Here is a 25,646-nt window from a genome sequence, read left to right on the forward strand (position 1 = left end):
GCCGGTTACCCGACCGCTCCCCGCCCAAACGCCGCGCTGGGACGTCCTCATCGGACAGTCGTCCGTCAGCGGCTGGTCCAGTTCAGCGGGGTGGTGGTGAGGAAGGCCTCGAAGTCCGCCGGGGGCAGCGGGGCGGAGAACAGGTAGCCCTGGTAGGCGTCCATGCCGATGGACCGCAGCAGGTGGTACTGGTTCGGCGTCTCGACGCCCTCGGCGATGCAGAACCGCTCCATGGTCCGGGCCAGTTCCGCCACCGCGCGGGTGATGCCGAGGTCGGTGGGGTCGATGCAGATGCCGCCGACGAACTCGCGGTCCAGCTTGATGACCTGCGCCGGCAGCTCGCTCAGCCGGGACAGCGAGGAGTAGCCGGTGCCGAAGTCGTCGATGGCGAAGCGGACCCCGCTGTCGACGAGGTCGCCCATGGCTGCGCGGGCCTGCGGGGAGAGCTCGGCGATGACGGTCTCGAGCATCTCGATGACGAGGCGGTCGGGGTCGGTGCCGGTGTCGCGCAGCGCCGTGGTGATCTCGTCGACGAAGGACACCTGGTTGGGGTGCAGGCCGGCCACGTTGACCGTGACGCCGACCGGGCGGCCGCCCGGCCCCTTCCACCGGGACGACTCGCGCAGGGCCCGGTGCAGCACGGACCGGTCCAGGTCGGCCAGCAGCCCACCGCGTTCGGCGATGCGCAGCACGATGTCGGGCGGGATCCGTCCGTACTCGGGGTGGGTCCAGCGCAGCAGCGCCTCGGCCAGCACCACGTGCCCGGTGCTGTCCACGATGGGCTGGTAGTGCAGCCCCAGGCGGTCCTCGTCGATGGCCTCGCGCAGGTCCTGCTCCAGCTGGATCTGCTCGGAGTCGGCCTGGACGGGCAAGAGCGCACCGCTGGCACGTCCCTGGCCGCGCGCGCGGTCCTCGATCATCGCCGCCTCCCCGGCGCGCAGGACCTCGCTCAGGGACGTCTCGCGGTCGAGCACCGCGGCGCCGACCGAGGCGGAGACGTGCACCCGCCACTCCCGCAACGGCACGACCATCCGGAACAGGTCGGTGACCTGCGCGGTGAGGGCCTCCAGGCCCCCGCTGGCCTCCACGTCGGGGCAGGCGACGACGAACTGGTCGGCGTACAGCCGCGCTGCGGTGCACTTCGGCGGCAGCGATTCGTTGAGGCGCGCGGCGACCGCGGTGAGCAGCTCGTCCCCGGCCTCGTGCCCCAGCGCGTCGTTGATGCGCTTGAAGTTGTCGAGGTCGCAGAACAGCACCGCCGCCTGGCCGCCCCCGGCGGCCTCGGCCATCGACGCGGTCACCTCCTCGAAGCCCCGGCGGTTGAGCAGGCCGGTGGTCTCGTCGTGCATGGCCTGGTAACGCAGGGTCTCCAGGTGCTGGACCTGCTCGGTGACGTCGTTGAAGATCGCCAGCCACACCGGGCCGCCCTCTTCGCTCACCGACGGCTTGCTGTGCACCTCGCACAGCACGGGTTGGCCGTCGGCGCGGGCCAGCACCCGGTGCGGGATCGGCTCGCCGAGGCCGCCCGGCGTGGTCAGCGGTGACGTGCTCGGCAGCAGGCCGCTCCCGTCGGGGTCGCTGCCGTGCACGATGTCGCGGTCGGTCTTGGTGCGCAGCTCGGAGAGGCGGTAGCGGAGCAGGTCGGACAGCGCCTGGTTGGCGTCGAGGAACCGGCCGTCGTTGTCGAACAGGGCGATGCCGGTGGAGGCGAGCTCGAACAGGTCGCTGAACTGACGCCGCGACCGCTGGTGGCGCGCGTGCACGCCGCCCTCGTCCCGGGTCATCTTGATGAACCCGTACAGGCTGCCGTCGGGCGCGCGCGTGGCGGTGACGACCACGTGCGCCCAGAAGCGGCTGCCGTCCTTGCGCACCCGCCAGCCCCGGTCGATGAAGAAGCCGTCCCGCGCCGCCTGCTCCAGCTCCCAGTCCGGGTACCCGGCCTCGACCTGGTCAGGCGGGTAGAAGATCGAGAAGTGCCTGCCGATGATCTCTTCGCTGGTGTAGCCCTTGATGCGCTGCGCGCCCGTGTTCCAGCTGACCACGTTCCCCTGGGCGTCCAGCGAGAAGATCGCGTAGTCGCGCATGTCCTCCGAGGTGAGGGCCTTGGCCGCGCTCGCCTGCACCGCTCGGTCGTCGGGAAGTTCTGACTGCGTCGAACCCATTCGAACTCCCCTCCGAACGTCGTGCCTGGATCCAGGCTGCCCGGCCTGTTCCGGGAAAACCACCCGAACTAGCCCCTCGGTCGTCGAATTCCTCGCAGCTGCACCCGACGGCGAACCAGCTGTCGCCTCGCGTCCCGCGCGCACCACGGGCACCAGGGGCGCACGCAAGAACCACGCGACGCGGGTCGGCCGTTCCGTCACAGTGGACACCCAGTCCCGGCCCGTCTCGCGGGTGCCAGGCCACGGACTCCGGACGCCCGCGCCCACCCACCGCAGCGTCGTCGCCCCCTCGCTCTCTGCCACGCTGCGCTACGGCGGCCACAGGTGCCGTGTCATGCACCCACCCTAGTGACCAGCGGAGAGTTCGCCTCGGGTCAACGACAACCCGATTCGCCCGGATCGATCCAGCCGGGCGTCCGCTCCCCGGGCTCACACCGCCGCACTGCGGAACGCTCGGCGGAACCGTTCTCACGAGGCGACCCGGCGGCGTCCCACGCCGACGCGGGTCCCGCTGCGGGCGCAGGGTCGATCCTCGACGGCTCTGGAGGTCCGAGACAGGAAAGCCGAACCCGGGAGATGGGGTCTCACCGCACAGCGGGTCCGGCCTTCCCGCATCCCAAGGAGCAGCCGGCCAGCGCGTCAACCAGCTACGACCAGGAACCTAGGGTGACGCGAAAGTCGACGCAACCACGATCACTCTACTTGGCGACCGCAAATGTGAATTCCTTCCCCGCACGCGGCCCGATGCTTTGTGGGGGATTTTCGTTCGCCGCACGCCGACGACGATTTTCGCACACCAGGAACAGGCCGGAACAACGCTCGCGGCGGATTCACGAAATGCGCGAGGGTCAGCTCCACCATGCCCGGACGTCGGCCGCGCAGCGGGCTGCCCACCCGGATCGTCCCGTGTGGACGGAGTCGTGACCTGCCCCCGAGCGCTGCCGCGGTGGAGACGCGGCGATGCCACCCAGGGGGACATGCCCGCTCTCGACCATCCACATGAGACTCCAGGCCGCATGCGGTTGTCCGGGATCAACCGAAGAGGCGATCAAGGCCAGTCACGACAAGCGGATCTCGGTCTTCGCCATTACAACTGCTCCTGGCAATCCGTCCGCGCTGGCCGGATGCTGAAGCGATTCGACGATGAAAGAGGCTCACATGAAGAAGTTCGCCCGTATCGCCGCCGCGGCAAGCGTCGCACTCGGTACGACTGCCCTGGCAGCGCCCGCAGCGCTCGCCGACGCCACCATCATCGATGCGGATGCCCCGGTGAACGAGACGGTCTACGTGGTGCCCGGTCCTCACGTCACCCTGCCGGCGCCGGCCCCTGCTCCCGCTCCCGCTCCCGCCCCGCAGGACGCCCAGATCGTCCAGGCGAACGCCAGCGTGCAGACCACCACGGTGCAGAGCACCACCACGCAGAGCACCACCACGGGAAGCACCACCACCGTGCAGAGCGGCTACAGCGAGGGAAGCGCCACCACGGCGCAGAGCACCATCAGTGTGCAGGGCAAGAACTGGTGAGCACGAACCCCGGTGACGGCCGGAGCCGTTGAGGGCTCCGGTCCGGGAATCCGCATCGCCTCGCACACGGGCTAGGACAGCACATCGGTCCTGCCCACGCGGAAGTAGGAGCAGGAAGCAGACACCCGGCTCCTACTTCCGCACACCTCGTCCTCGATCTCACGTCTTCGTCGTCGCTCTGCCCAGCAGCGAACGAGCGGCGCCGCGAGTCCGGTCCCCACGGTCACCACACCGCTCGCGGTCAACCAGTTCCCAGGTTCCACCCCGGCTGGCGCTCGCCCGCCCACACCTCACCACCAGCGGACGGCATCGTCGTGCCGCGCTCGTGCCGGTGCAGCACCACCACCGTCGGCCGTGCCCGTGAACGGCGAGGCGGTCACCTCCACCCCCCACGTCATGCGGCTGATGCGGGCTTCGGCGCACCCCCCAGTCGAATCCCGGACAAGGAAAGGTCCGGCGGTTGGGGGACCCGCCGGACCACGACCTGCTGCTGAACGACTGCGTCAGCCGTGCTTCTTGTGCTTCCCGCCCTTGTTCTGCTCGGCGTTCTGCTTGCCGTCCAGGTCGGCGAGCTGCCCCTGGTCGGCTTCCTGCGCCGCGGAGTTGTAGGCGTCGGCGTTGTTGCCCTGGTAGAGCGTGTTCTCCAGGGTCGCGTTGTCACCGACCACGAACTGGTGCGGCGACACCGCGCCCTTGTTGCTCTGGTCCTGGCCGATCAGCTGAGCGATCGCCTGCTCCAGCTCCTGCTCCGCTTCCTGGTCCTGGTCCTGCTTGATGGACTTGCAGCACGGCTTGTGGCCCTTGTGGTGACCACCACCGTCACCGGCCAGGGCCACAGCCGGGCTCCCGAGGACGAGCGGAAGACCCACCGCAGCAACAGCGAGAACGCGCTTGAAGTTACGCATCGTAGAAACACACCACTTTCGCCAGTTTTCATTCGGGATCACGCGGGGAATGCGTCGAGGACGATGCCGTCGAAAATCGCCACCACATTCCCCGCGGAGCAGTCCACAATGTCCGGGACCACGTCAAAGGTGCCGCTTCGCCCACGCTTCCGCAAACCGAAACCCGGCTGATCACCTCTTCCAGCGATCACGCCTGAATTCCCGAAACCGCCGACGACCACTGTTTTCTCCAGACCTCGTCGTCCTGGGTCGCCTTCTCCGGTCACCCGCGCGGAGCGGGACCGCTGGGAACGGGTCGTCGAGGCGCCGACAAGGCTCGGGTCCGGCGGTGGGGGAGCCGCCGGACCCGAGAGCCGTTCTGCGTTCGACTGGTCAGTGGTGCTTCTTGTGGTTCTTGTTCTGCTTGGCGTCCTGGGAGGCGTCCAGGTCGGCGTCCTGCCACTGGGCCGCCGCCTGCTCCGCGGAGTTGCTGGCGTTGGCGTTGTTGCCCTGCTCGAGCGTGTTCGTCAGGGTCGCGTGGTCACCGACCACGAACTGGTGCGGCGACACCTCACCCTTGTTGCTCTGGGTCTGACCGATCCACTGCCCGATCTCCTGGGCCAGCTCCTGCTCCGCTTCCTGGTCCTGGCCCTGCTTGATCGACTTGCAGCACGACTTGTGGCCCTTGTGGTGACCACCACCGTCGCCGGCCAGGGCCACAGCCGGGCTCCCGAGGACGAGCGGAAGACCCACCGCAGCAACAGCGAGAACGCGCTTGAAGTTACGCATCGTAGAAATACACCACTTTCGTGAGGAGTTCTTCGAGCATCTTAGGAGGGATGGCCAGGGACGAGGCCAGCGAAAGACGCCGCCACATTCCCCGAAAAATCAGTCCACAACGTCCGGGACCACGTCAAAAATGCCCCCTCCCCCACCGCCCCGCAAACCGAACCCCCGTGCACCACCTCATCTAGCGATCACCAAAACGGCGCCTTGGTACGCGCACGGAAACACCGAGTTCTCACCGGATTTCCGAGGAAAGACCTTCACCCGGAGCACGGGAACCGGCGATCTCCGGCCACCGCAGAGGCAACGGGACGAGGCGCCCCGACCGACGTGCACTGGGCTGCGCCAGAGCCGTTGCCGCCCCAGTCGGTCGGCCGTCGCCGTGGAGCGACGGACAGTCGATCAGTACACACGAGACCACCGTCCACATCGCTGTGATCAACAAAAGGCTTCGATCGACGTTGACGCAGTCCGCGGCGAAGAACTGCCGTCAGTCGATGAGCGGTGTCGAGACGTACCGGACCGCCCCGACCGGAGGCCCGACACAGTCCTTTGTAGACAGGAACTTCTGACTGCGCGTGTCCCACGACAAGGACGACATGAAGATCGTATTCAGCCACAACCCACGCCCGGGTGATCATGTCTAAACAAAAGGGTGATCGGAAGTGCGAGCGTCGAGCGCCGCTGAATATGGTTGCCCCGTCGTCGGCGACGGTGTCAGATTGCCGATCAGACGCATACGGACACGATCTCGAGAAGGGTAATCTCACATGGGCAAGACTGCTCGTCTTCTGGGAGTCACCACCATTGCGGTGAGCCTGATGGGCTTTTCCGGTACCGCCTTCGCCGGCGGCGGCGACGCTGGCGACGGTGGTGGCAACAACCACCTGAAGGGCCTCGTGAACGTGGGCGTCTCCTGCGTCGCGGTTCCGGTTTCGGCTTCCGTTCCGATCCTGTCGATCATCAAGGGCGAGAGCGAGAACGAGGCCGAGTCGGCCGCCGACGTCTGCGGTGGCGGCGACTACAACAACTACTACTGATCGTCGCTGATCGGCACACGTTCATCCCGGGGTGTGGCAACGGTTCCCGCTGTTGCCACACCCCGTTCTCCTTCCTCGTCCGCGACAGCGCTCACGCCGAACCTGCTGCGTCACCACCCCTCGCGGCGCAACACGAGACGAACTCCCCTCCACCGAGGTCCACCTGCGGGAACGCCGCCCTCACCACCCCGCCACCGACCACTGCCGACCCGTCACGGTCCGGCGCACGAGCCCGTCCTCCGCATCCTCGGCGCCTTCGTCCCCGCGACGATCCGTCGACGGCGCTGATCGAGAAGCGTCACCGGTCCGCGAGAGCAGAACTTCAGCGTGTCTGGTCACCAGTGAACGGGACCCGAATTCACGGGATCGTCGTTCACCCCTGAAAAGGTGTCGCCGACACGCAGAGAACGGGCCCGGCACTGCGGCGCTTCGCCGCTCGCTCGCACGCAGGATTCTTGGGCACGAGATCCAGTCGGTCAAGCCGACCGCGGCCACTTCACCCGATGTGGAGTATTCCACGACCGAGCAGATGGTCTCGATCGGATGAAATCATCACTCGTTTGTGCATAGCACATCGTGCCGCGGGAGTGGAAGGATATGCCGCGAGCAAGATCAGTGTGATCTTGCCCTTCGGTTGAGGGCGTGGCCTGGACGGACCATGTCCAGTATCTCGGAAAGCGTAAGGAGCTTCTCTTTCATGCGTAAGTTGAATCGCGCCGCCGCAACCGTGGCCGCCCTGTCCACTCCGCTGTTGTTCGGCATCTCCGGAACTGCCGGTGCCGACGGCACCTACTTCGACCAGAGCGGAAGCACGGCCACCCCGAAGGGCGCGTCCTCCTTCGGCACCGAGTCGGGCTCCACCCCGTACGGCGGCGCCCACTTCTCGCAGGTCGGGAACGTGGCCACCCTCGACGGCGCGACCGCCTTCGGCACCGAGTCCGGCTTCAGCCCGGACGGTGAGGCCTACTTCGGCCAGGGCGGCAGCATGGCCACCCCGAAGGGCGCGACCGCCTTCAACACCGAATCGGGCACCAGCCGGGACGGTGAGGCCTACTTCGGCCAGGGCGGCAGCATGGCCACCCCGAAGGGCGCGACCGCCTTCAACACCGAGTCCGGCGCCAGCCCGGACGGTGAGGCCTACTTCGGCCAGGGCGGCAGCATGGCCACCCCGAAGGGCGCGACCGCCTTCAACACCGAGTCCGGCGCCAGCCCGGACGGTGAGGCCTACTTCGGCCAAGCCGGCAGCGTGGCCTCCGCTGACGGCGCCACCTCCTTCAACACCGAGTCCGGTTCGATGCCCGCCACGAAGGGGAGCAGCGAGGACGGCGGCTGGGGGAAGAAGCACGGGCGCGGCGGATCTGGGGACCAGAACCTGAGCCTGGACCAGGCACAGCACAGCCTCACCGCGCAGAGCCACGAGGCCTACCAGCGCGTCGTCCAGGTCCAGCACAACCTCATCAACCTCGGCGGGCAGGCGACGGGACTCCTCCAGGGCAGCGACAGCACCACCAACCAGAGCGAGGACCAGGACGCCGGGCAGCAGGAGAACAACTACTAAGCCGGTCACGTGCTCCCAGACCGGGCACGATGATGGGGTGGCGCTGCTTGGTCCGGTGCCTCGAGTCGCCGGACCAAGCAGCTGCCGCGGGGAGTTGACCCCGTGGCTGCCCAGCACGGCGAACCTGGACCCGTGGAGCTCGCTCCCGGTGTCCAGCACAGCTCGTGGTGTGCAGCCGGCTCACCGCTCGGAGCTCCCTGTTGTCCCACCGGGGAAACCGGGTACGAGTGGATCGATCTCCAGGGTCCGGGACCGGTCCACCTGCGCGCACGAACCGCCAGTCCCGGGCCCACAACGCCGGCCCCCGACGGGCATGGGCGCATCCGAAGTCGCCGGGAGAGCGACAGCCCTCCAGACGTTCTGCAGACCCTGGAGCGGACACGAACTGGCGGTACCGCCGGAGGTTTCCAGCACGTGGTGCATGATCAGTTGATCGGTGGGAACGAGCACGTTGATCCCCTCCCGGGTTGATCCGACCGCCCCGAAGCGCACTCCCCTCCGCTCGCCGACGAAGTGCGCCCGCGATCGACCGGGGTGCTGACATGACTTGGTCCAGCGGTTGCACCGCTGGACCAAGGCCTGCTCTGCGTTCACGCTGCGGTCAGTCGTTCCACGACCCGTGCTTCTTGTGCTTCTTGCCCTTGTTCTGCTCGGCGTTCTGCTTGCCGTCCAGGTCGGCGTACTGGTCCTGAGCCAGGCTCTGCGTGGCGGAGTTGTAGGCGTCGGCGTTGTTGCCCTGGTAGAGCGTGTTCTCCAGGGTCGCGTTGTCACCGACCACGAACTGGTGCGGCGACACCGCGCCCTTGTTGCTCTGGGTCTGGCTGGTCGCCTGCCCGATTCCCTGGCTCGCCTCCTGCTCCGCTTCCTGGTCCTGGTCCTGCTTGATGGACTTGCAGCACGGCTTGTGGCCCTTGTGGTGACCACCACCGTCACCGGCCAGGGCCACAGCCGGGCTCCCGAGGACGAGCGGAAGACCCACCGCAGCAACAGCGAGAACGCGCTTGAAGTTACGCATCGTAGGAATGCACCACTTTCGCGAATGACTTTTCCGAGCTTCTTGGGGGGAAGAGCGAGAACCATGCCGGCGAAACCGTCGCCATGCTCCCGCGATGTGCAGTCCGCGATGTCCGGGACCACGTCAAAGGTGCCTCCACTTCGGCAGGCCCGCAAACCGAACCCCCTTGGTCAACCTCTTCCGGTGATCCCACCGGCTCCTCCGCTGATCATCCCGGTGTTCTCCTCATCCGGCCCGTTTCTTCCGCACACGAAGGCAGATCACGGCGACTGAAGACCACAGTGGACAGTCGCGGGGAACGCGCCGACACGGCGGGGGGCGACCGGATCTCGATCCCCTCAGCAGCCCCGTCAAGCACTCCACCGCCGTCGATCACGACGCGCCGCACACCGCACCTCATTGCGTCCACGATGGACTGGTCCTCCGACCTCGTCCACCACAGGAGTCGACCGACACCGCTGGGCCACCGTTCCCGGGCTGTGCGCGGGGCTCTCGACGCCATCGCACGTGCTCGGACGAGCTCGGTGTGGCGAGACCAACGGCACCGGAGGTGCACGATCTTCCTGGTGCTGACAGGGAAGGTTCTCGTGCCGCCGTCGTCGACGCGCTGCGGGCGCACCGCCCGTCCCGGCGAGCCTCCCCGCTGGGCGGCGTCGCGAGCTCGGGCACCCCGCGAGCTCCGCTGTGCGCGGTTGGGGGCCGGACCCGCTCCCCGTGCAGGAGGGATCCGGCCCCCTGGTCTCATCTGTGCGCACCGCGCCGGCCACGAACCTGGTGCGGTGCAGAGACAACGTCACCACGCCGGCGTGAACAGCTGCTCGAAAGGATCCTCCGGAGGACGGGCTCCAGGAAGGTCAGGTCATCGGGATCGCTGACCGGCAGGCACGAGGCCCGGTGGGATCACGTCAGGGGCACGACCTGGTCCAACGCCTCCGCTTCGTAGAGCATCTTGGTGGCTTGGCGCTGGATCTTGCCGCTGGAGGTCTTGGGGATGCTGCCTGAGCGGATCAGGACGAGCTCGCTCAGTCGCACGCCGTGCTCGGCCAGCAATGCCGTGCGCACCCGCTCCGACTCCGCCTCCAGGTCCTCGGCCGTGGCCTCCTTCCCCCGCACGATCTCGTAGACGAGGACGAGGTCCTCGTCCCCGTCCGGTCCCACCGAGAACGCTGCCCCGCTGCCCACCCGCAGCAGGTGCCCCACCCGCTCGGCGGTGTTCTCCAGGTCCTGGGGGTGGTGGCTGACGCCCTGGAGGACGACCACGTCCTTGGCTCGACCGACGAAGTAGAGCTCGCCGTCCAGCGTGACGCCCAGGTCTCCGGTGCGCAGCCACCGGCGCCCCTGCCCATCGGTCGGGAACACGTCAGCGGACAAGACCGGGCGTTCCCAGTACCCCTGAGCGACACCGGGCCCGTGCACGCAGATCTCTCCGACGCGCCCGTCCGGGCACGGCCGGCCGGTGTCCGGGTCGCGGATCTCGACGACGGTGCCCAGACACGCCTGGCCCGTCGAAACGCGCTCGACGGACTCCTCGGTGTCAGCGGGGTCGCTCGCGATGCCGTCGATCAACGCCGTGCGGTCGAACCGCCTGATCAGCGGTTCGCGTCGCCGGATGGCGCCAGCGACGAGGAGGGTCGCTTCGGCCAGTCCGTAGCACGGGTAGAGGGAGGCGCTGGTGAACCCCGCCGGCGCGAACGCCTCAGCGAACCGCCGGAGCGTTTCCGGCCGCACCGTGTCGGCACCGACGAAGGCGAGCCGCCACTCCGACAGGTCCAGCCCCGCTCGCTCATGGGCGGTGCTCTTGCGGACGCAGAGGTCGAACGCGAAGTTCGGGCCGCCGCTCACGGTGGCGCGGTAGCGGCTGATCGCTTCGAGCCAGCGCATCGGCCGTTCGATCGCGTGCAACGGAGACAGCAGCACCACCGGGAACCCGGCGAACACCGGCTGCAGCAGACCACCGATGAGTCCCATGTCGTGGTACGGCGGGAGCCAGCTGACCGCGACCGTGTCCTCGCTGAGGTGGAACGCGTGCCGGATGGCCTGGGAATTGTGCAGCAGGTTCCCATGACTGAGCACAACGCCCTTGGGAGCGCCGGTGGATCCTGAGGTGTACTGCAGGAACGCCACGTCGTCGGCGTGGGGACTGCGTTCGACCCAGCAGTCTTCAGCGCCGGTGGGGAGCTCGTCGGTGACGATCCACGGCAGCGCGGACAGTTCGGGCGCGTGCTCCTCCAAGAAGCCGCGGAGGCCGATTGCCGCACTGGACGTGAGCACGGCGACGGGCTTCGCGTCGCTCGCCATCTCCTGCAGGCGCGGGATGGTGCGGGTGGGCCTGCTCGGGTCGGGCGGGTACGCCGGAACAGAGATCACGCCCGCGTACATGCACGCGAAGAAGGCCACGACGAAGTCCACTCCAGGCGGGTACATCAGCAGCACGCGGTCACCAGCTGAGCACCGCTGCTGGATGACGGCCGCAGCCGCCCTGGCGAGGTGGTCCAGTTCGGCGTAGTCCAACGACTGCTCGCGGAGCTCACCGTCGAGGAGGAAGCGGAGGGCGACACGCTCAGGGGAACTCAGTGCGCGGTTGCGAAGGACATCAGTCATCGACTTCGGGTGAGCGAGAAGCATCCCATCTCCATTCCTTCAACGCCGTGCGGAACCGATCGGTGCCCTGAGCCGCCAGGGCATGTGCACGCACCCGCGGTCCAGCCCGCCGAGACCGTGGGCGTGGTTGGCGACGCGGGCTCCTCCGCGGGTCGTCCTGCTCGCGCTCACGTGGGAGCGCTCTCGCCGTGTCCCGTGTTCGCCGGCTTCGCCGGGGCGCTGGCAGCAGGAAGACCACCGGAGCGGAGTGCGGTCGTTCGGCTCGACCGGAAGACCAGACTCGCCCCCACAACGGCGAGAACCGCGAGGAACACGGCGAACGGGACCACTCCTGGCGTGGGCGCCCGGGTGCTTCCGAGCACCGCGACGAAACCGCCACCGAGGCCGACCAGCGCCGCCTGCCCCAGCATGTCGGAGATCTGCAGCGCAGCCGAGTTGAAGCCGCGCTCAGCGGCCGGGGACAGGGCGAGCACTCGTGTCGACGTGCTCGCCACCCCCATGCCCATCCCCACACCTCCGACGCCCCACAGCAGGAACACCAGCCAGTGCGGCCCCCACGAGGGCGCGACGAGCACGAGCCCGGCGACCGCGGTGGCCACCAGCAGGAGTCCCGCCAGGATCAGCTTCTCCCGACTGAGCTCCCGCTTCCGGGCCTGCCACACCGCTCCGGCGGTCCACCCCAACGAGCCCACGGTCAGGGGAAGGCCGGCCGTGGCCGGTGAGTAGTGGTGCACCGCAGACAGGAGGAGCGGCACCAACGACTGGGCCCCGAAGAAGGTGCCGGCGAGCAGCCCACGCGCCAGCACCACCACCGGCAAGCCCGGACGCCCCCGGAGCGTCCCCACCGGGAGCAGCACGCGCAGGCTCGCTGCGGCCACGACGATCGCTGCCGCCCCGAGTCCCACCGAGAGCGGTGAGGGGTTCTGGACGGCCCAGCTCACCGCCACCACACCGCAGGCCGCGCCCACGGCGGCCGGCGTCAAGCCACGGCCTCCTGGAGCACTGCCCGCACGCGCGGCACAACGCCACACAGTGGGCGCCACCAGCACCGCGCCCAGGGCCACGAGCGGAGCCAGGCCCAGGAACAGCCAACGCCACGTCACGTACTGCGTGACCAGTCCAGCGACGGTGGGGCCGATCAGGGCTGGGACCACCCACGCCGAGGAGATCGCACCGAACGCCGCGGGCTGGACTTCCTTCGGGTAGACCACTGCGATCAGCACGAGCAGTCCGACGCTCTGGCTGCCGCTGGCGAGTCCTTGCAGCGCGCGCGCCACCAGCAGCGTCGGCATGTCGCCGGCGAGGCCGGCGACGAGCAGCCCCAGCACGAAGACCGCCAGTCCTGCCATCACCGGCGCTGCGGGGCCCCGCCGGTCGGCCACGCGGCCCGCCAGCACGGTCGCGATCACGCTGGCCGCCAGGAACACCGTGAAGGGCCACGAGTACCACACTTCGCCGTGCAGCTCGTGCACCATCGTCGGCAGAGCTGTCGCCAGCCCCATCGCTTCGAACGCGACCAGCGTGACGAGCAGGACCATCCCGATGGTGAAGTTGCGATGGTCCTGTGCCCACAAACCGTTGCGGCTCCTGTCGGCGGCAATCACCACGCCAGCTTGCAACCACCGCAGAACCCTGCAAGCTGGATCACGCGGACGACCGGTGATATTCGTCCGATGGGGGCGTGCGGCCAGTCGGGGCAGCGGTCGGCGGTCGGGTCATCTTCTCGTGGGCGCGAATCGCCGCCGATCGCGGGGAAATCGGGATGTCGTCGTCGGCCGGTGCACCGCCTTCGCTGGAGATCGGTGATCGACCTGCGTCCGTTCCACAGCCGCCCTCAGCGCGATGGCGCTGTCGGCCGCTGGACGTTCACGGGAAGAGACGTGAAGGACGAGAATCCCGACCGTTCCGCGCTCCTGGAGCGGGAACGGTGAGACGAATCCTTCAGCAGCCAGCCGATGGGTGCCGTCGGCCCGCAGCCGCCCGACACCTCACGACCCTTCGACTCCTCTCCGGACGCGGTGTCGTCCTGGTCCCGGGGTGCCCAGCCCGTTCCGGCGGAACGACTCGGAAGGGCTCGGGTGAGCAGGGGCAGCGGGACCGGCGCGGAGCCGGCGATCAGCAGGTTGATCAGGACGAGCGCGCCCAGGTGGAGCCCGAACACGGTCTCCTCGGCGGGCTGGGACGGGCGGGTCAGGTGCGGTCCGCGAGGACGCGCCAGCAGTCCACGCAGGTCCTCTCCCGCACCCAGTCCACCTCGGACCGGTCGCGCAGCTCAGCAGCGTCAGCCGTCGCCCCGCAGTAGGCGGTGACCGGCTCACCGACCGGAACTCGGCCTGCCACAACGGGAAACGCATGACGCCCACCAGTCACCGGACGCCAGGTGCCCAGCGCCGAGCTGCCGACCGTGACGGCCCAGGTGATCCCGTTCAGCACCGGAGCGGTCCCAGCGCTCGGAGCGCCGTTCATCCTGCTGTCCTACGCGGAAGACCCGGACGTGGCCCACGCCGGCTGCTCGACGGGGTGCCGCTGCTCGGAGGGTCCGGCCGGAGTCGAGACGCACAGCCTGACCTCCAGCGCCTTGCGCGCCAAGGCCCTGGGCCAGAGGGAATCGATCACCTTCCTCGACCGGCTCGCCCGCGAGTCGTGGGCACGTCGGGGGAGCACGTCATGCCCACCCCCGACCTCACCCACGCGCACCGGCGCAAGAGCAGCCGCAGCAACGGCGGTGGAGACGCGTGCGTCCGGGTGGCGGGCGTTCCGGGAGCGACCGGGGTGAAGGAAGCGAGTTCGGCGCGGCCAGCCCTGTCCTCCCGTTCACGCCCGAGGCGTGGTCGGCCCACCTCCGCGACGTGAAGAGCGGGAAGCACGACCTGCGCTGACCGGTTCGATGCGCGTCCGTCGGGCCAGTGCGGGAGATCTGGTCAACAGCCGCTGACCTGCGGTGGTGGTGCCCCCGGTCGGGTTCGAACCGACACTTGAACGATTTTAAGTCGTTTGCCTCTGCCAGTTGGGCTACGGGGGCTGGTGATCGGCACAGGCCGACCGCACCTCTAGGACGCAGGAGAGCCCGGGTCGGTTCCCGGCTCCGCCGATCTGCACCTGGTCGGTTGGTTCACCAAGGGCCCCACCCGCCGGACGCCGTGGCCGACAGCTCCTGGAACCGGGTGCGCACCCAGTCGTGCACCGCCGTGGAGACCTCCGCGGACCCCGCGCGGTGCTCGAACCAGCGCCAGTCGCAGTTGACGTTGACCTCGAGGAACACCCAGTCGTCGCCGACCCCGAGCAGGTCGAAGCCCGCCACGGCCAGGCCCCACGTGCGGCACAGCTCCAGCAGGCGCTCGGCCAGCGACTCGGGGACCTCCGCCGGCTCGACCACCACCGACTCCGGGTCGACCCACAGCTGCGCCGGGTCCAGCTTCTGCACGCGGAAACCGATCGTCCGGTCGCCGACCACGAACACCCGCAGCTCGCGGCCGGCGTCGACGAACTGCTGCACCAGCACCGGCGCCGGTTCGCGGGCTTCGCCGCTGCGGCGGACGTCCAGCGGCTGCGGGAACAGACCGCGCAGCGCGCCGGGCTCGGGTTCGAGCAGGTGGTGACCGGCCGTCTTGACGATGCACCGCCCGCCACCGGGCCGGCTGCGGCCGGGCATCGTGGTCACCGTGCTGCGGGGCACCCGCAGACCGACCGCGGCCGCGTCCTGCAGCTGGGTCAACCGGTCGAGGTGCTCGCTCACGCGCACCGAGTTGACCCGCTCCCAGTCCTTCCGGCTGGACAGCCAGTTCGCCACCGCGCGCCACTGCTCACGGACGTAGGCGCCGTGCACGGTGGTCGGGTCCACGGGGATGGCGTCGATGTCGAAGTGCCGCCGCCAGACCAGCACCGGCCGCAGCAGCCAGCGGTGCAGTTCCAGCAGCGGGGTGTCGGTGTGGACGGTGAGCGGGAGGTCCAGGCAGCGGTCGGCGTCGATGCGGGCCACGCGGATGTCGTCCTCGGCCAGCGCGAGCGACAGCTCGTTCATCTCCATGTCCGCGGCGCGGGCCAGCACCAGCACGCACGGGACGGGATCGCCCGGTTCGTCGTCCACCAGGTCCGCGCCGAACATCCGCTCCTGGAAGTCCAGCGGGGTGGCGGAGGCGCGGAAGAAGTAGTCCTGCCCTTGCAACAGCATCGGTGTGGGGTGCAGCGACGGCTCGGGGACACCCCCGGTGCCATCGGGCTGTCCCTCGACCGATGCCATCGTCAGTCGTCCTTCTTCCGGAAGATCTCGGCCGCTTCCCGGTAGTCGGCCGCGAAGTCGGCGAGCGGCCCTTCCTCGACGGCACCGCTGCGGAACAACGCCGCCAACTCCTTCAGCGTCAAGGGATTCACCCCTCCCCCCACGTAACACACCCGATCAGGTGAACACCTCGACGTGAGACTGCGATCCCTCACTACAGGCTGTCAAGGATAGCTGATCACCAGATAGCCCGCACGGAGCAGGAATCCTTGACGCACGAAAGCCGCGTGCCCCAGTGACACGCGGCTTCGTCGCTCCTGCCCCCGCTCAGCTCTCCGCAGCTCGCTCGAAGGCCGCACGCGGGTTCTGGATCTGGCCCATGGACACCACTTCGCGCTTGAAGAGGAAGGCCAGCGTCCAGTCGATGATGATGCGCAGCTTCCGGTTGAACGTGGGCATCCGGCTCACGTGGTAGGAGCGGTGCATGAACCACGCCAGGAAGCCCTTGGCCTTGAAGCCGTAGACGTCGGCGACGCCCTTGTACAGCCCCATGCCCGCGACCGAACCCGCGTACGCGTGGCGGTACTCCTTGGTCGGCTTGCCGCGCAGCGAGGCGAGGACGTTCTTCGCCAGCTGGTTGGCCTGCCGCACCGCGTGCTGCGCGGACGGCGCGCAGGTGGCACCGGGGTTCTCGTCGGTCTTGGACAGGTCCGGCACCGCGGCGCAGTCACCCGCGGCCCAGACGTCCGGCAGGCCCTCGACCTGCAGGTGCGCGGTGGCCTTGACGCGGCCGCGCTCGTCCAGCGGCAGGTCGCTGTTCTTCAGCACCGGGTTGGCCTTGACGCCCGCGTTCCACACCAGGGTGTCGGTGTCGAACTCGGTGCCGTCGGAGAGGACCGCGTGACCGCCCTCGACCGACTTCAGGAAGGTGTTGAGGTACACCTTGATGCCGCGCTCCTCGAGCGCGTTGACCACGTAGACGCCCATCTTCTCGCTGACCTCGGGCATGACCCGGCCAGCGGCCTCGACGAGCACCCACTCCATGTCTTCGGGCTTGATGTTCTGGTAGTAGCGGGTCGCGAAGCGGGCCATGTCCTCCAGCTCGGCCAACGCCTCGACGCCCGCGAAACCGCCACCGACGAAGGTGAAGGTGAGCAGCCGCTTGCGCAGCTCCTCGTCGTCGGTGTTGGCCGCGGCGTCCATCTTGCCCAGCACGTGGTTGCGCAGGTAGGTGGCTTCGCCCACGGTCTTGAGCCCGATGCCCTCCTCGGCGAGGCCGGGGATCGGCAGCAGCCGGGAGACCGAGCCCAGCGCCACGACGAGCACGTCGTAGCCGATCTGCTCAGTGCCGGTCTGCGGGTTCTCGACCGTGACGACCTTCTGGTCGTGCTTGATCTCGGTGACGGCGGCGGTGACCACGTGGCACCGCTTCAACACTCGTCGCAGTGGCGCTACCACGTGGCGGGGCTCAACGTTGCCCGCGGCCGCTTCCGGGAGGAAGGGCTGGTAGGTCATGTGCGGCTGAGGGTCGACGACCGTCACGGAGGCCTCCCGGCGCCCCAGCTTCTTCTGCAGCTGAAGTGCCGTGTACATGCCGACGTAACCGCCGCCGAGGATGAGAATCCGCGTGGGATCGGATTTACCAGCCATGGTTCACATGGTCGCACCACGGACCGTGTCCGCGCTGCGCCGACCCCCCTTAATGTGACGCCAGTCGCGAGTGGCTTCGATCACGGTCAACGCGCCGTGTGCGGCCAAACGCGCTGTGTACGCACCCCAGCGGGGGTGGTGAGCGGTGGCGTCACGGTGACACCACCGAGGTGTCATGGGGGCTGGTTCCAGCCACCATACCGAATCTTGAACAGCGATGCCCGGCCCCGGTGCGGATCTTGGCGAAATCTCAGGAACGTTCACCCGCCGTTCACCCGGGGCCGCCGCCGCACCGTCGAGCCACGTCCTCCGCCACGCGTTGCAGCTCGGCCCGGTAGTCCGCCCACCACTGGCGATCGGCGTCCGGGAGGTTGTCGCCGGGGGCCTGCATCCCGACCTGTCCGTCGACCAGCTCGCGGACGATGTCGGCGTGCCCGGCGTGCCGGTCGGTCTCGGCGATGACGTGCACGAGGACCCGGTGCAGCGTCACCTCGTCCCGGCCCGCCGGCCACCACGGGACCCGACCGGGCGCGTCCAGCTCCAGGGCGTCGATGGTCGCGTCCGAGTGCGCCCGCACCCGGCGGTAGAGGTCGACGACCCACTCCCGCGACTCGTCGGCGGTCGCCCACATGTCCGCGTTGGCCTCGGCGTCGTCGGCCAACCAGGGCATGGGCTCCGGGAAGGGCCGGTCGAAGACGACGCCGAAGTACCCGGCCTCCATGGTCGCGACGTGCTTGACCAGGCCGAGCAGGTTCGTGCCCGTCGGCGTCAGCGGGCGGCGGACGTCGTACTCGGAGAGCCCGTCGAGCTTGCCCAGCAGCGCGTCCCGCGCGGCGCCCAAGTAGAGCTCCAGGTCCGACTTCGGTGATCCCATGGCGAGAGCCTTCCACGCCGCACCGACGATGTCGCGGCGCGACCCGGCTCAGGTGCGCGGAGGACGCCTGCGCAGCAGCAGGCAGACGAAGCCGAGCACGCCCCGGTAGCCGCGCAGCCAGCCGCCGCGGTGCTCACGGGCCGCCGCGAGGGCGGCCTCGGCGTCCGGGGCGTCGGGGTGGTCGAGCGCCCACCGCGTCAGCGAACCGGTCCAGGACCACTCGTAGTCGTCCCACTCCCCGGGCTCGCTGACGTGCCCGAAGACCGGCGTCCACCCGTTCTGCTGGACCAGCTCCACCGTGCCCGCCAGGTCCCGGAAGTCGTCCGGCGTCGCGTCGAGCGCGGTCAACGCGGCCCGGTCCGGTGGCCGCTCCCAGAACCCCTCCCCGACGAGCACGGCACCGTCGGGCGCGACGAGCGGGTCCACCGCCCGCAGCGTGCCCTCCAGCCCACCGAAGACGTGCGTCGCCCCGACGCACAGCACGAGGTCGCAGGCCCGCGGTGGCCGGTGCTCGCGCGCGTCTCCGCGCACGAAGGTCACCCGGTCGTCGAGCCGGCGTTCCCGGGCAGCGGCTCCGGCGCGCCGCAGCGCGGGCTCCGACAGGTCGACGGCGACGGCCTCCGCCGCGGGGAACTCCTGGAGCGCGCGCAGGGTCCACTCCCCTGCCCCGCAACCGAGGTCGAGCACGAGCGCGTCCGGCGGGCAGGCGGCCTGACGGACCAACGACTGCACGCTCGACGCGCTCACCGGCGCGGCGATGGGGTGGTCGGCGTGGGCCAGTGCGCTCACCCGTTGACGATCCATGCGGCCAGGGTGATCGCCGGGACCGCTGGCGTGCACCTGGATTTCCGCGATCGCATGGCGGACGTCGTCATCGACGACTCGCTGTTCGCCAACCCGCGGATGATCGCACCGTGAACCCCGAGCCGACCGTGCGGGACGTCGTCGCCGAACTCCGCGGAGCCCGCGGGCGCCGACGGCGAGCACGTCAAGCCCCCTCGGCCTGCCGGCGGGGTTCGGCCACCATCCGGATCTTGATGCCGTTCCCCCCGTGGCGGCCGACCTCCTGGAAGCCGAGGCGCCGGTACAGCTGGTGGGCACGCGGGTTGACGGTCAGCACGTCGAGGACCACAGGTCGGTGGCGGGCGGCGGCGTCGTCGAGGAGCTGCTGGATGAGCCGGCCGCCGATGCCTCGGCCTTGGTGGTCTGGATGCAGTTCGTTGCGTCCCAGGTAGGTCTCGGCCGGCCGGTGGTCCACGATCAGGACCCCGGCATCACGGCCGCCGACCGTGATGATGCGCGTGCGGGCGGGGTCGAAGGCGCGCTGGTGGTAGTCCCGTTGGTCGGCTTCGTCCCAGCCCCAGACCGCTTCGACGTCGTCACGCATGGCGGCGCGGTGCAGCTGGTAGCAGAGTTCCTCGTCAGCTGGTGTGGCCGGCCGCAGCCCGACGTCGTCCACGCATCGGCTCCCCGAGTTCCGTTCGACCAGCCGCCCGTCGCGTGCAGTGGTCCCAGCTGGGTCGCGTGTCGGCATCCGGGAGATCGTTCCGCGCCGGTCCGCGTCACGCGCACGCCGCCGTGGTCGTGAGTGCGGGAACCGGCTGGAGGCGGTCTTCGCACTCACGAGGCCAGCGTGGTGACCAGGGCGTCCAGGTCGTCGAAGCGCCGGTCGACGGTGCCGGACGGCCTCGGCGGGTCCCCGACCGAGCGGTGGACGTCGGCGGTCCGCAAGCCCCGCGGAGGTCCCAGGCGTCGGCGGCCACCACGAGCACGCGTTCCGGCGGGCACCCGGCGGTGTCGACGGCCAGCCCGTCGACCTCCGGCGCCGGCTCGTAGGCCTGGACGACCTCGGCGGACAGGCCTGGTGCCACCGCAGCCCGGCGTGAGCGTCGAGCCGCAGCAGAGCGGTGCGACTGGCGTTGGACAGCCCCAGCACGGGGAACCGCTCCGACAACCGCTGGGGCCGCCGACGGAGTCGTCCCACGCGGGCAGGCGCTGCCCCGCCGTAGCCAGCCGCGCGACGGTCGACGGGTCGGTCAGCCCGACGCGCTCGGCCACCCGCGTCGCCGCTCCCCGGTCGAGGACCTCCGAGTTCGCGTAGTGCTGAGGACGTCTGCCGAGTGCGTCGTGCCGCCCCCGGGGAAGTCCTGGCCGACGCCGCTCGGCGTCACGCAGCACCGGTTGGCCGTGGCGACCCTCGCGTGGTCCTCGACCTCACCCCACCCCCGCCAGCTGCTTGGCGTGCTCCAGGACCTGCCGCAGCATCGCCGGCGTGAGCTTGCCGGTGAAGGTGTTCTGCTGGCTGACGTGGTAGCAGCCGAGGAGGTGCAGCGGGGCGCCGCCGTCGGTGGCCGGCAGCTCCGCGCGGACGTCGTGGCCGAACTTCGGGCGCGGGCGCGGCACCTGCCACACCGCGTCCGCCAGCACCGGCAGCAGGGCCTGCCACCCGAAGGCGCCGAGGACGACCACCACGCGCAGGGTCGGGCGGAGCAGGTCCAGCTCCTGCACCAGCCACGGGCGGCAGGTGTCGCGCTCGGCCGGGGTCGGCTTGTTGGCCGGCGGGGCGCAGTGCACCGGCGCGGTGATCCTGGTGCGGTACAGCTCCAGGCCGTCCCCCAGGTGCCGGGCCTCGGCCTGCGAGGCGAGCCCGACGTCGTGCAACGCCTGGAACAGCACGTCACCGCTGCGGTCGCCGGTGAAGATCCGGCCCGTCCGGTTGCCGCCGTGCGCCGCCGGGGCCAGGCCGACGATGCCGATCGCCGCGTCCGGCGGGCCGAAGCCGGGCACCGGGCGGCCCCAGTACTCCTCGTCGCGGAACGCCGCGCGCTTGACCTCGGCCACCTCCTCCCGCCAGGCCACCAGGCGCGGGCAGGCCGTGCAGCGGGCGATCAGCCCGTCGAGCTCGGTGAGTCCCGCGGCGGTCGGGGCGGCGGTGGCGGGGTCGCCGACCGGATCGGTGATCAGCTTGGACGTGGTGGGCACCTCCCCAAAGTCGCAGAAAAGGCTCTCGGCGGCACGTAATGTGGTCGGCATGGCAGCCAGCGCGGACAAGACCGACGAGAGCAAGGAAACGACCACCCCGGCAGAGCCGGTCGATGACCTGGTCAGCACCCACCACACGATCGACGTGGACGGCGGGCAGCTGTCCTACACCGCCACCACCGGGCGGGTCGTGCTGCGCGAAGAGGTGCACACCGACGGCAAGTTCGACGGGTTCAAGGCCAAGGCGGAGGTGTTCCTGACCTCCTACGTGGTCGACTCCGAACCCGGCACCGACCGGCCGGTGACCTTCGCGTTCAACGGCGGCCCGGGGTCTGCGAGCGTGTGGCTGCACCTCGGCCTGCTCGGCCCCCGGCGGGTCCTCTCCGGTGACGCGGGTGACCTCGCGCCACCGCCCTACGGGCTGACCGACAACGCGGAAACCCTGCTGGCGCACAGCGACCTGGTGTTCATCGACCCGGTGTCCACCGGGTACTCGCGGGCCGTCGAGGGCGGCAACCCGGGCGACTTCCACGGCTACCAGCGCGACATCGAGTCGATCGCCGAGGTGATCCGGCTGTGGACCACCCGCAACGGCCGGTGGATGTCGCCGAAGTACCTGGCCGGCGAGTCCTACGGCACGCTCCGCGCGGCGGCGCTGGCCGAACACCTGCAGTCCCGGTACGGGCTGTTCCCGAACGGCCTGCTGCTCATCTCCTCGGTGCTGGACATGGGCACGATCCGGTTCACCGAGGGCAACGACCTGCCGTACTCGCTGTACCTGCCGACCTACGCGGCGATCGCGCACTACCACGGCAAGCACGGCGACCGGCCGCTGCGCGAGGTGCTCGACGAGGCCGAGAAGTTCGCCTCCGAGGACTACCCGTGGGCGCTCGCGCGCGGCGCGCGGCTGAGCGCCGAGGAGCGGGCGGACGTCGTGCGCCGGGTGGCGGAGCTGTCCGGGCTCTCCGAGGACTACGTGGACCGCGCGAACATGCGCATCGAGCACATCCGGTTCTTCACCGAGCTGCTGCGCGACCAGCGGAAGACGGTGGGCCGGATGGACGGCCGCTTCACCGGCTGGGAGCCGGACGCGGCGGGCGAGCGGTTCACCGACGACCCGAGCATCTCGGGCATCCTCGGCGCGTACGCGGCGGGGATCAACCACTACGTGCGCGAAGAGCTCGACTACACCAACGACCTGCCGTACGAGATGCTCTCCAGCCGGGTGCAGCCCTGGTCGTACAAGGAGTTCGAGGGCGCGAGCGTGTCGGTGGTGGACAAGCTCAGCGCGGCCATGCAGGCCAACCCGCACCTGCGGATCCACGTCGGCTGCGGCTACACCGACGGTGCGACGCCGTACTTCGCGGCCGAGCACGTGCTGGCGCGGCTGCCGATCCCGGCGGAGCTGCGGGAGAACATCGACGTCCGCTACTACCCGGCGGGCCACATGATGTACGTGCACGAGCCCTCGCGGTTGGAGCAGTCCGCGCACCTCGCGGAGTTCGTCCGCGTCCGTCCTTAGTGGACTTCGTCGAGGCCCCGCTCCCAACCGGGGGCGGGGCCTCGGTCGTCGCTCCGCCGCGCGGAAGGGCCGGTCAGCGCGCGAGCCACTCCCGGTAGGTCGTCCCGGCGATGACGGCGTCGTCCTCGGCGATCAGGGCGTCGCCGGAAACGGCGGCGAACATGCCAGCGCTGTTGTCCGTGACGACGGCGCGGTGGTCGCCCCGGGCCGCGAGGGTGATCCGGCCCAGCTCGTCGAGCGCGAAGACCTCGGGCCCGGCCACGTTGCGCGTGCCCTGCAGCGGCTCACCCGCGGCGACATCGGCCACTGCTCGGGCGACGTCGGCCGCGGCCATCGGCTGGACGCGCGTGGCGGGCAAGCGGACTTCGTTCTCGTCGGCGGTCCAGGACAGCACCGCGTCCACGAACTCGAAGAACTGAGTGGCCCGCACGATCGAGTAGGGCACCGGACCGGCCTTGAGGACGTCCTCCTGCAGCACCTTGGCGCGGTAGTAGGCCAGGTCCGGCGCCCGGTCGGCGCCCACGATCGACAGGACGACCGCGTGACCGGTACCGGCCGCCCCGGCGGCCGCCACCAGGTTGTCCGTGGTCTTCCGGAAGAACTCGAGCGAGGACTCGTCGAAGGTCGGCGAGTTCGTCAGGTTGGCGACGACGTCGGCCCCGTCCAGCGCTTCGCGCAAGCCCTGCCCGCTGAGCAGGTCCAGTCCGGTGGACGGCGAGTGCGGCACCGCCTCGTGCCCGCTCGCGTTCAGGATCTCGACCACCTGCGATCCGATGCGCCCGGTCCCACCGATGACAGCGATCTTCATGTGGTCGCCCCCCTCGTTCTCGGAGCTCTGAGGTCGCGGTCGGCCGGTTTCAGGATGCCCTCGGCGGCGGGCTTCAACCGGGGGCTTTGGTCCTCCGCAACCGGAGCGGCTCGTGCTGGCGGGTCAGCTGCGGCGGGCTTCGACCAGCCAGGCCGCGGAGTCGTAGTACACGCCGCGCTCGGTCTGGTGCTCGGCCAGGTTCGCGCGGAGGTCGGCGATCGCGCGAGCCTTCTCGTCCGCGGTGAGGTCGTCGAGCAGCGAGGCGTGCTGGTCGGTGACGAAGTCGCAGGCGTCGTCGACGTCTCGGCCGAAGTACATCGGCTCGGCGAGGCCCGTCAGCTGGACGTCGGTGAACCCGGCGGCGGTCAGCAGTTCGCGGACCACGTCGGGGTCGCTCAGCGACCAGGGGTTCGGGCCGCTCGACGGCGGTTTCGGCACTTCACCGGTCAGCAGGGTGCGGAACGCGACGATCCACTCGATGCGCTCCACCGGCTGCCAGGTCAGCAGGGCCAGGCGTCCGCCGGGGCGCACCGCCCGCGCGATGTTGCGGAACGCCGCGAGCGGGTCCCCGAAGAACATCACCCCGTGGCGGCTGACCGCGACGTCGAAGTGCGCCTCCGGGAAGTCGTGCACCTGCGCGTCGACCTGCTCGAACGCGACGTTGGACAGCTCCTCCCGCGCGGCCAGCTCGCGGGCCAGCTCGATCATGCGGGAGGACAGGTCCACGCCCAGCACCGAACCGTCCGCCGCCCGCCGGGCCGCGTCCCGCGCCGTCTGCCCGCTGCCGCAGCCGATGTCGAGCACCTTCGACGCGCGGTCGATCTCCGCGGCGTCGAGGAGCTTGCGCTGGTAACCGGCGACTCCCTCGTCGAACCGCTCAGCTCGGGCGGTCCAGAGGTCCCCCTGGTTCCCGTCCCACGCGCGCAGCTGCTCCACATTGGACGGATCGACTGGTGCGGCCACGGAATCCCCCTCGTCTGAATGCGCAGCGGGGAACTTTACTCCACACTCCGATGAGATCAACCGGTTTTCCGCCACCGGGTGATCAGCCGCGCGGCGCCGTGCACCGCCGCCAGCGCCACCGGGATCATCAGCCCCCCCGCACGCCCGGGAACCGTCGCGCCGGACCCCGGCCCGGCCGAGTTCGCGCCAGGCCCACAGCGAGTACGGGATGACCACGGTGGGCGCGGTCGCGACGCCGGGCGTGTACCCGCGGTGCAGCGCGGTGAGCGCGAGGTGCCCGAAGCCGTGCGCGCCGAAGCCGAACAGGGCGCTCTGGAAGAACGGGGACCTGCCGCCGGTCTGCGCTCCCCTCGCGGAGGCGGCGAGCACGATCAGCCCCATCAGGGGACGGCCGCCGCGGAGCTCCTGGCCGAGCACGGCTACGCCGAGCTGACCCGGCTCGCCGCCGCGCCGCTCGGGCGCGTCGTGCTCGGCGTGCACGCGGAGGGCGGGCGCAACGCCAAGCTGGGCGCGCTGCTGCACGAGCACTACCTGCAGAACAGGGACATCGCGATCACCGAGCTGGTGGAGCGCGGGCGGCAGCAGGGCGGTTTGCGCGACGACCTCACCGCGGGGACCATCCGGGACCTCGTCTTCGGCCCGCTGATCTACCACTGGCTGATGGTCGGCGAGCTGGACCGGGCGACCGCCGAAACGCTGGTCAGCGCCGCCCGGCGGGCGATCGCAGCGGAGCCGTGACCGGCGCTCACGCCCCCTTCGGGTGCGTCAGCAGGAAGACCTTCGGCGCGACGCGCTCCATGCTGCCGTCCCGCGCCACGACCATCCCCGCCGCGAAGTCGACCAGCTGTCTGGCCTCGGTGTTGGACAGGGCCGACAGGTCCATCAGCACGGAGTTGCCCTGCCGGAAGTAGTCGCCGACGTGGTAGACGTCGGCGTAGTTCTGCGGGTGCAGCGTCTTGACCACGCCCCTCAGTCTTGCCCGCTGCGGCGGGAAGTCAACTGCAAGCACGTCTCCCCAGCTCAACCTCGCCGGACGAGCCACCAGGTCCTTGCCGGAG

22 protein-coding genes, 1 tRNA gene and 1 pseudogene are annotated in these 25,646 nt (G+C 70.0%); 7 read left to right on the forward strand and 17 right to left on the reverse strand.

Features of this window, described 5'->3' with window-relative positions:
* Positions 1-65: 65 nt before the first annotated feature.
* Positions 66-2,162: a putative bifunctional diguanylate cyclase/phosphodiesterase gene (locus HNR68_RS26290; protein WP_179724387.1), complete on the reverse strand. Its 2,097-nt coding sequence runs from the start codon at positions 2,160-2,162 to the stop codon at positions 66-68.
* A 1,158-nt stretch (positions 2,163-3,320) separates the two neighbouring features.
* On the opposite strand from HNR68_RS26290, the gene HNR68_RS26295 reads away from it, so the two are divergent.
* On the forward strand, positions 3,321-3,686 hold the full coding sequence (locus HNR68_RS26295; protein ID WP_179724388.1) for a hypothetical protein: 366 nt from the start codon (positions 3,321-3,323) through the stop codon (positions 3,684-3,686).
* A 503-nt stretch (positions 3,687-4,189) separates the two neighbouring features.
* On the opposite strand, the gene HNR68_RS26300 is transcribed toward HNR68_RS26295, so the two are convergent.
* Both HNR68_RS26300 and HNR68_RS26305 read right to left on the reverse strand, forming a co-directional pair.
* The gene (locus HNR68_RS26300; protein WP_179724390.1) at positions 4,190-4,522 is read right to left on the reverse strand and encodes a hypothetical protein; all 333 of its coding nucleotides are present in this window, start codon (positions 4,520-4,522) and stop codon (positions 4,190-4,192) included.
* Positions 4,523-4,963: 441 nt separating this feature from the next.
* Complete coding sequence (locus HNR68_RS26305) at positions 4,964-5,290, reverse strand: hypothetical protein (protein WP_179724392.1); 327 nt, start codon at positions 5,288-5,290, stop codon at positions 4,964-4,966.
* Between the two features lie 836 nt (positions 5,291-6,126).
* Between HNR68_RS26305 and HNR68_RS26310 the strand changes: the two genes are divergently transcribed.
* Positions 6,127-6,396, forward strand: a complete 270-nt coding sequence (locus HNR68_RS26310; RefSeq protein WP_179724394.1) for a hypothetical protein — start codon at positions 6,127-6,129, stop codon at positions 6,394-6,396.
* Positions 6,397-7,093: 697 nt separating this feature from the next.
* On the forward strand, positions 7,094-7,954 hold the full coding sequence (locus tag HNR68_RS26315) for a hypothetical protein (protein WP_179724396.1): 861 nt from the start codon (positions 7,094-7,096) through the stop codon (positions 7,952-7,954).
* A 601-nt stretch (positions 7,955-8,555) separates the two neighbouring features.
* Here the strand turns inward: HNR68_RS26315 and HNR68_RS26320 are convergent.
* From HNR68_RS26320 to HNR68_RS26330, 3 genes are all read right to left on the reverse strand, one after another.
* On the reverse strand, positions 8,556-8,900 hold the full coding sequence (locus tag HNR68_RS26320) for a hypothetical protein (protein WP_179724398.1): 345 nt from the start codon (positions 8,898-8,900) through the stop codon (positions 8,556-8,558).
* Positions 8,901-9,869: 969 nt separating this feature from the next.
* Positions 9,870-11,570: a fatty acyl-AMP ligase gene (locus HNR68_RS26325; protein WP_179724399.1), complete on the reverse strand. Its 1,701-nt coding sequence runs from the start codon at positions 11,568-11,570 to the stop codon at positions 9,870-9,872.
* Between the two features lie 167 nt (positions 11,571-11,737).
* Positions 11,738-13,177 (reverse strand): MFS transporter, encoded by a 1,440-nt coding sequence (locus HNR68_RS26330; protein ID WP_343050422.1) that lies wholly within the window; start codon positions 13,175-13,177, stop codon positions 11,738-11,740.
* A 773-nt stretch (positions 13,178-13,950) separates the two neighbouring features.
* Here HNR68_RS26330 and HNR68_RS27750 point away from each other — a divergent pair.
* The gene (locus tag HNR68_RS27750; protein ID WP_380574311.1) at positions 13,951-14,346 is read left to right on the forward strand and encodes a Scr1 family TA system antitoxin-like transcriptional regulator; all 396 of its coding nucleotides are present in this window, start codon (positions 13,951-13,953) and stop codon (positions 14,344-14,346) included.
* Positions 14,347-14,515: 169 nt separating this feature from the next.
* On the opposite strand, the gene HNR68_RS26340 is transcribed toward HNR68_RS27750, so the two are convergent.
* From HNR68_RS26340 to HNR68_RS26360, 5 genes are all read right to left on the reverse strand, one after another.
* A tRNA-Leu gene (locus HNR68_RS26340) sits at positions 14,516-14,592 on the reverse strand.
* Between the two features lie 90 nt (positions 14,593-14,682).
* Positions 14,683-15,810, reverse strand: coding sequence for an ATP-grasp domain-containing protein (locus HNR68_RS26345; RefSeq protein WP_246330541.1), 1,128 nt, complete (start codon positions 15,808-15,810; stop codon positions 14,683-14,685).
* Between the two features lie 306 nt (positions 15,811-16,116).
* On the reverse strand, positions 16,117-17,439 hold the full coding sequence (locus HNR68_RS26350; protein WP_179724403.1) for an NAD(P)/FAD-dependent oxidoreductase: 1,323 nt from the start codon (positions 17,437-17,439) through the stop codon (positions 16,117-16,119).
* A gap of 271 nt (positions 17,440-17,710) precedes the next feature.
* Entirely contained in the window at positions 17,711-18,313 is a 603-nt protein-coding gene (locus HNR68_RS26355; protein WP_179724404.1) for a DinB family protein, read from the reverse strand.
* A 48-nt stretch (positions 18,314-18,361) separates the two neighbouring features.
* Positions 18,362-19,102, reverse strand: a complete 741-nt coding sequence (locus HNR68_RS26360) for an SAM-dependent methyltransferase (protein WP_343050424.1) — start codon at positions 19,100-19,102, stop codon at positions 18,362-18,364.
* 3 nt (positions 19,103-19,105) lie between these two features.
* On the opposite strand from HNR68_RS26360, the gene HNR68_RS27325 reads away from it, so the two are divergent.
* The gene (locus HNR68_RS27325; protein WP_281377546.1) at positions 19,106-19,231 is read left to right on the forward strand and encodes a hypothetical protein; all 126 of its coding nucleotides are present in this window, start codon (positions 19,106-19,108) and stop codon (positions 19,229-19,231) included.
* A gap of 70 nt (positions 19,232-19,301) precedes the next feature.
* On the opposite strand, the gene HNR68_RS26365 is transcribed toward HNR68_RS27325, so the two are convergent.
* Positions 19,302-19,772 (reverse strand): GNAT family N-acetyltransferase, encoded by a 471-nt coding sequence (locus HNR68_RS26365; protein ID WP_179724409.1) that lies wholly within the window; start codon positions 19,770-19,772, stop codon positions 19,302-19,304.
* A gap of 755 nt (positions 19,773-20,527) precedes the next feature.
* Positions 20,528-21,205, reverse strand: a complete 678-nt coding sequence (locus HNR68_RS26375) for a uracil-DNA glycosylase (protein ID WP_246331432.1) — start codon at positions 21,203-21,205, stop codon at positions 20,528-20,530.
* Positions 21,206-21,344: 139 nt separating this feature from the next.
* Here HNR68_RS26375 and HNR68_RS26380 point away from each other — a divergent pair, with 139 nt between their 5' ends.
* Positions 21,345-22,817 (forward strand): S10 family peptidase, encoded by a 1,473-nt coding sequence (locus HNR68_RS26380; protein ID WP_179724411.1) that lies wholly within the window; start codon positions 21,345-21,347, stop codon positions 22,815-22,817.
* 73 nt (positions 22,818-22,890) lie between these two features.
* On the opposite strand, the gene HNR68_RS26385 is transcribed toward HNR68_RS26380, so the two are convergent.
* The 3 genes and pseudogenes from HNR68_RS26385 to HNR68_RS27065 form a co-directional block, all read right to left on the reverse strand.
* Positions 22,891-23,625 (reverse strand): SDR family oxidoreductase, encoded by a 735-nt coding sequence (locus HNR68_RS26385; protein ID WP_179724413.1) that lies wholly within the window; start codon positions 23,623-23,625, stop codon positions 22,891-22,893.
* A gap of 123 nt (positions 23,626-23,748) precedes the next feature.
* Positions 23,749-24,588, reverse strand: a complete 840-nt coding sequence (locus HNR68_RS26390) for a class I SAM-dependent methyltransferase (protein WP_343050487.1) — start codon at positions 24,586-24,588, stop codon at positions 23,749-23,751.
* 249 nt (positions 24,589-24,837) lie between these two features.
* Positions 24,838-24,969 (reverse strand): annotated as a pseudogene (locus HNR68_RS27065) (HXXEE domain-containing protein); the annotation flags it as partial.
* Between the two features lie 48 nt (positions 24,970-25,017).
* Between HNR68_RS27065 and HNR68_RS26395 the strand changes: the two are divergent.
* Entirely contained in the window at positions 25,018-25,326 is a 309-nt protein-coding gene (locus HNR68_RS26395; protein WP_246331434.1) for a TetR-like C-terminal domain-containing protein, read from the forward strand.
* A gap of 7 nt (positions 25,327-25,333) precedes the next feature.
* Here HNR68_RS26395 and HNR68_RS26400 read toward each other — a convergent pair whose 3' ends face one another.
* The gene (locus HNR68_RS26400) at positions 25,334-25,552 is read right to left on the reverse strand and encodes a cell division protein SepF (RefSeq protein WP_179724420.1); all 219 of its coding nucleotides are present in this window, start codon (positions 25,550-25,552) and stop codon (positions 25,334-25,336) included.
* Positions 25,553-25,646 lie beyond the last annotated feature (94 nt).

The organism is Saccharopolyspora hordei (assembly GCF_013410345.1).
In the GTDB taxonomy this organism is placed as follows: domain Bacteria; phylum Actinomycetota; class Actinomycetes; order Mycobacteriales; family Pseudonocardiaceae; genus Saccharopolyspora; species Saccharopolyspora hordei.

Coding starts and splice junctions, on each gene's coding strand:
- HNR68_RS26290 (WP_179724387.1), bottom strand. CDS start 2,162: ATGGGTTCGACGCAGTCAGAACTTCCCGACGACCGAGCGGTGCAGGCG.
- HNR68_RS26295 (WP_179724388.1), top strand. CDS start 3,321: ATGAAGAAGTTCGCCCGTATCGCCGCCGCGGCAAGCGTCGCACTCGGT.
- HNR68_RS26310 (WP_179724394.1), top strand. CDS start 6,127: ATGGGCAAGACTGCTCGTCTTCTGGGAGTCACCACCATTGCGGTGAGC.
- HNR68_RS26315 (WP_179724396.1), top strand. CDS start 7,094: ATGCGTAAGTTGAATCGCGCCGCCGCAACCGTGGCCGCCCTGTCCACT.
- HNR68_RS26325 (WP_179724399.1), bottom strand. CDS start 11,570: ATGACTGATGTCCTTCGCAACCGCGCACTGAGTTCCCCTGAGCGTGTC.
- HNR68_RS26345 (WP_246330541.1), bottom strand. CDS start 15,810: ATGGCATCGGTCGAGGGACAGCCCGATGGCACCGGGGGTGTCCCCGAG.
- HNR68_RS26350 (WP_179724403.1), bottom strand. CDS start 17,439: ATGGCTGGTAAATCCGATCCCACGCGGATTCTCATCCTCGGCGGCGGT.
- HNR68_RS26355 (WP_179724404.1), bottom strand. CDS start 18,313: ATGGGATCACCGAAGTCGGACCTGGAGCTCTACTTGGGCGCCGCGCGG.
- HNR68_RS26380 (WP_179724411.1), top strand. CDS start 21,345: ATGGCAGCCAGCGCGGACAAGACCGACGAGAGCAAGGAAACGACCACC.
- HNR68_RS26385 (WP_179724413.1), bottom strand. CDS start 23,625: ATGAAGATCGCTGTCATCGGTGGGACCGGGCGCATCGGATCGCAGGTG.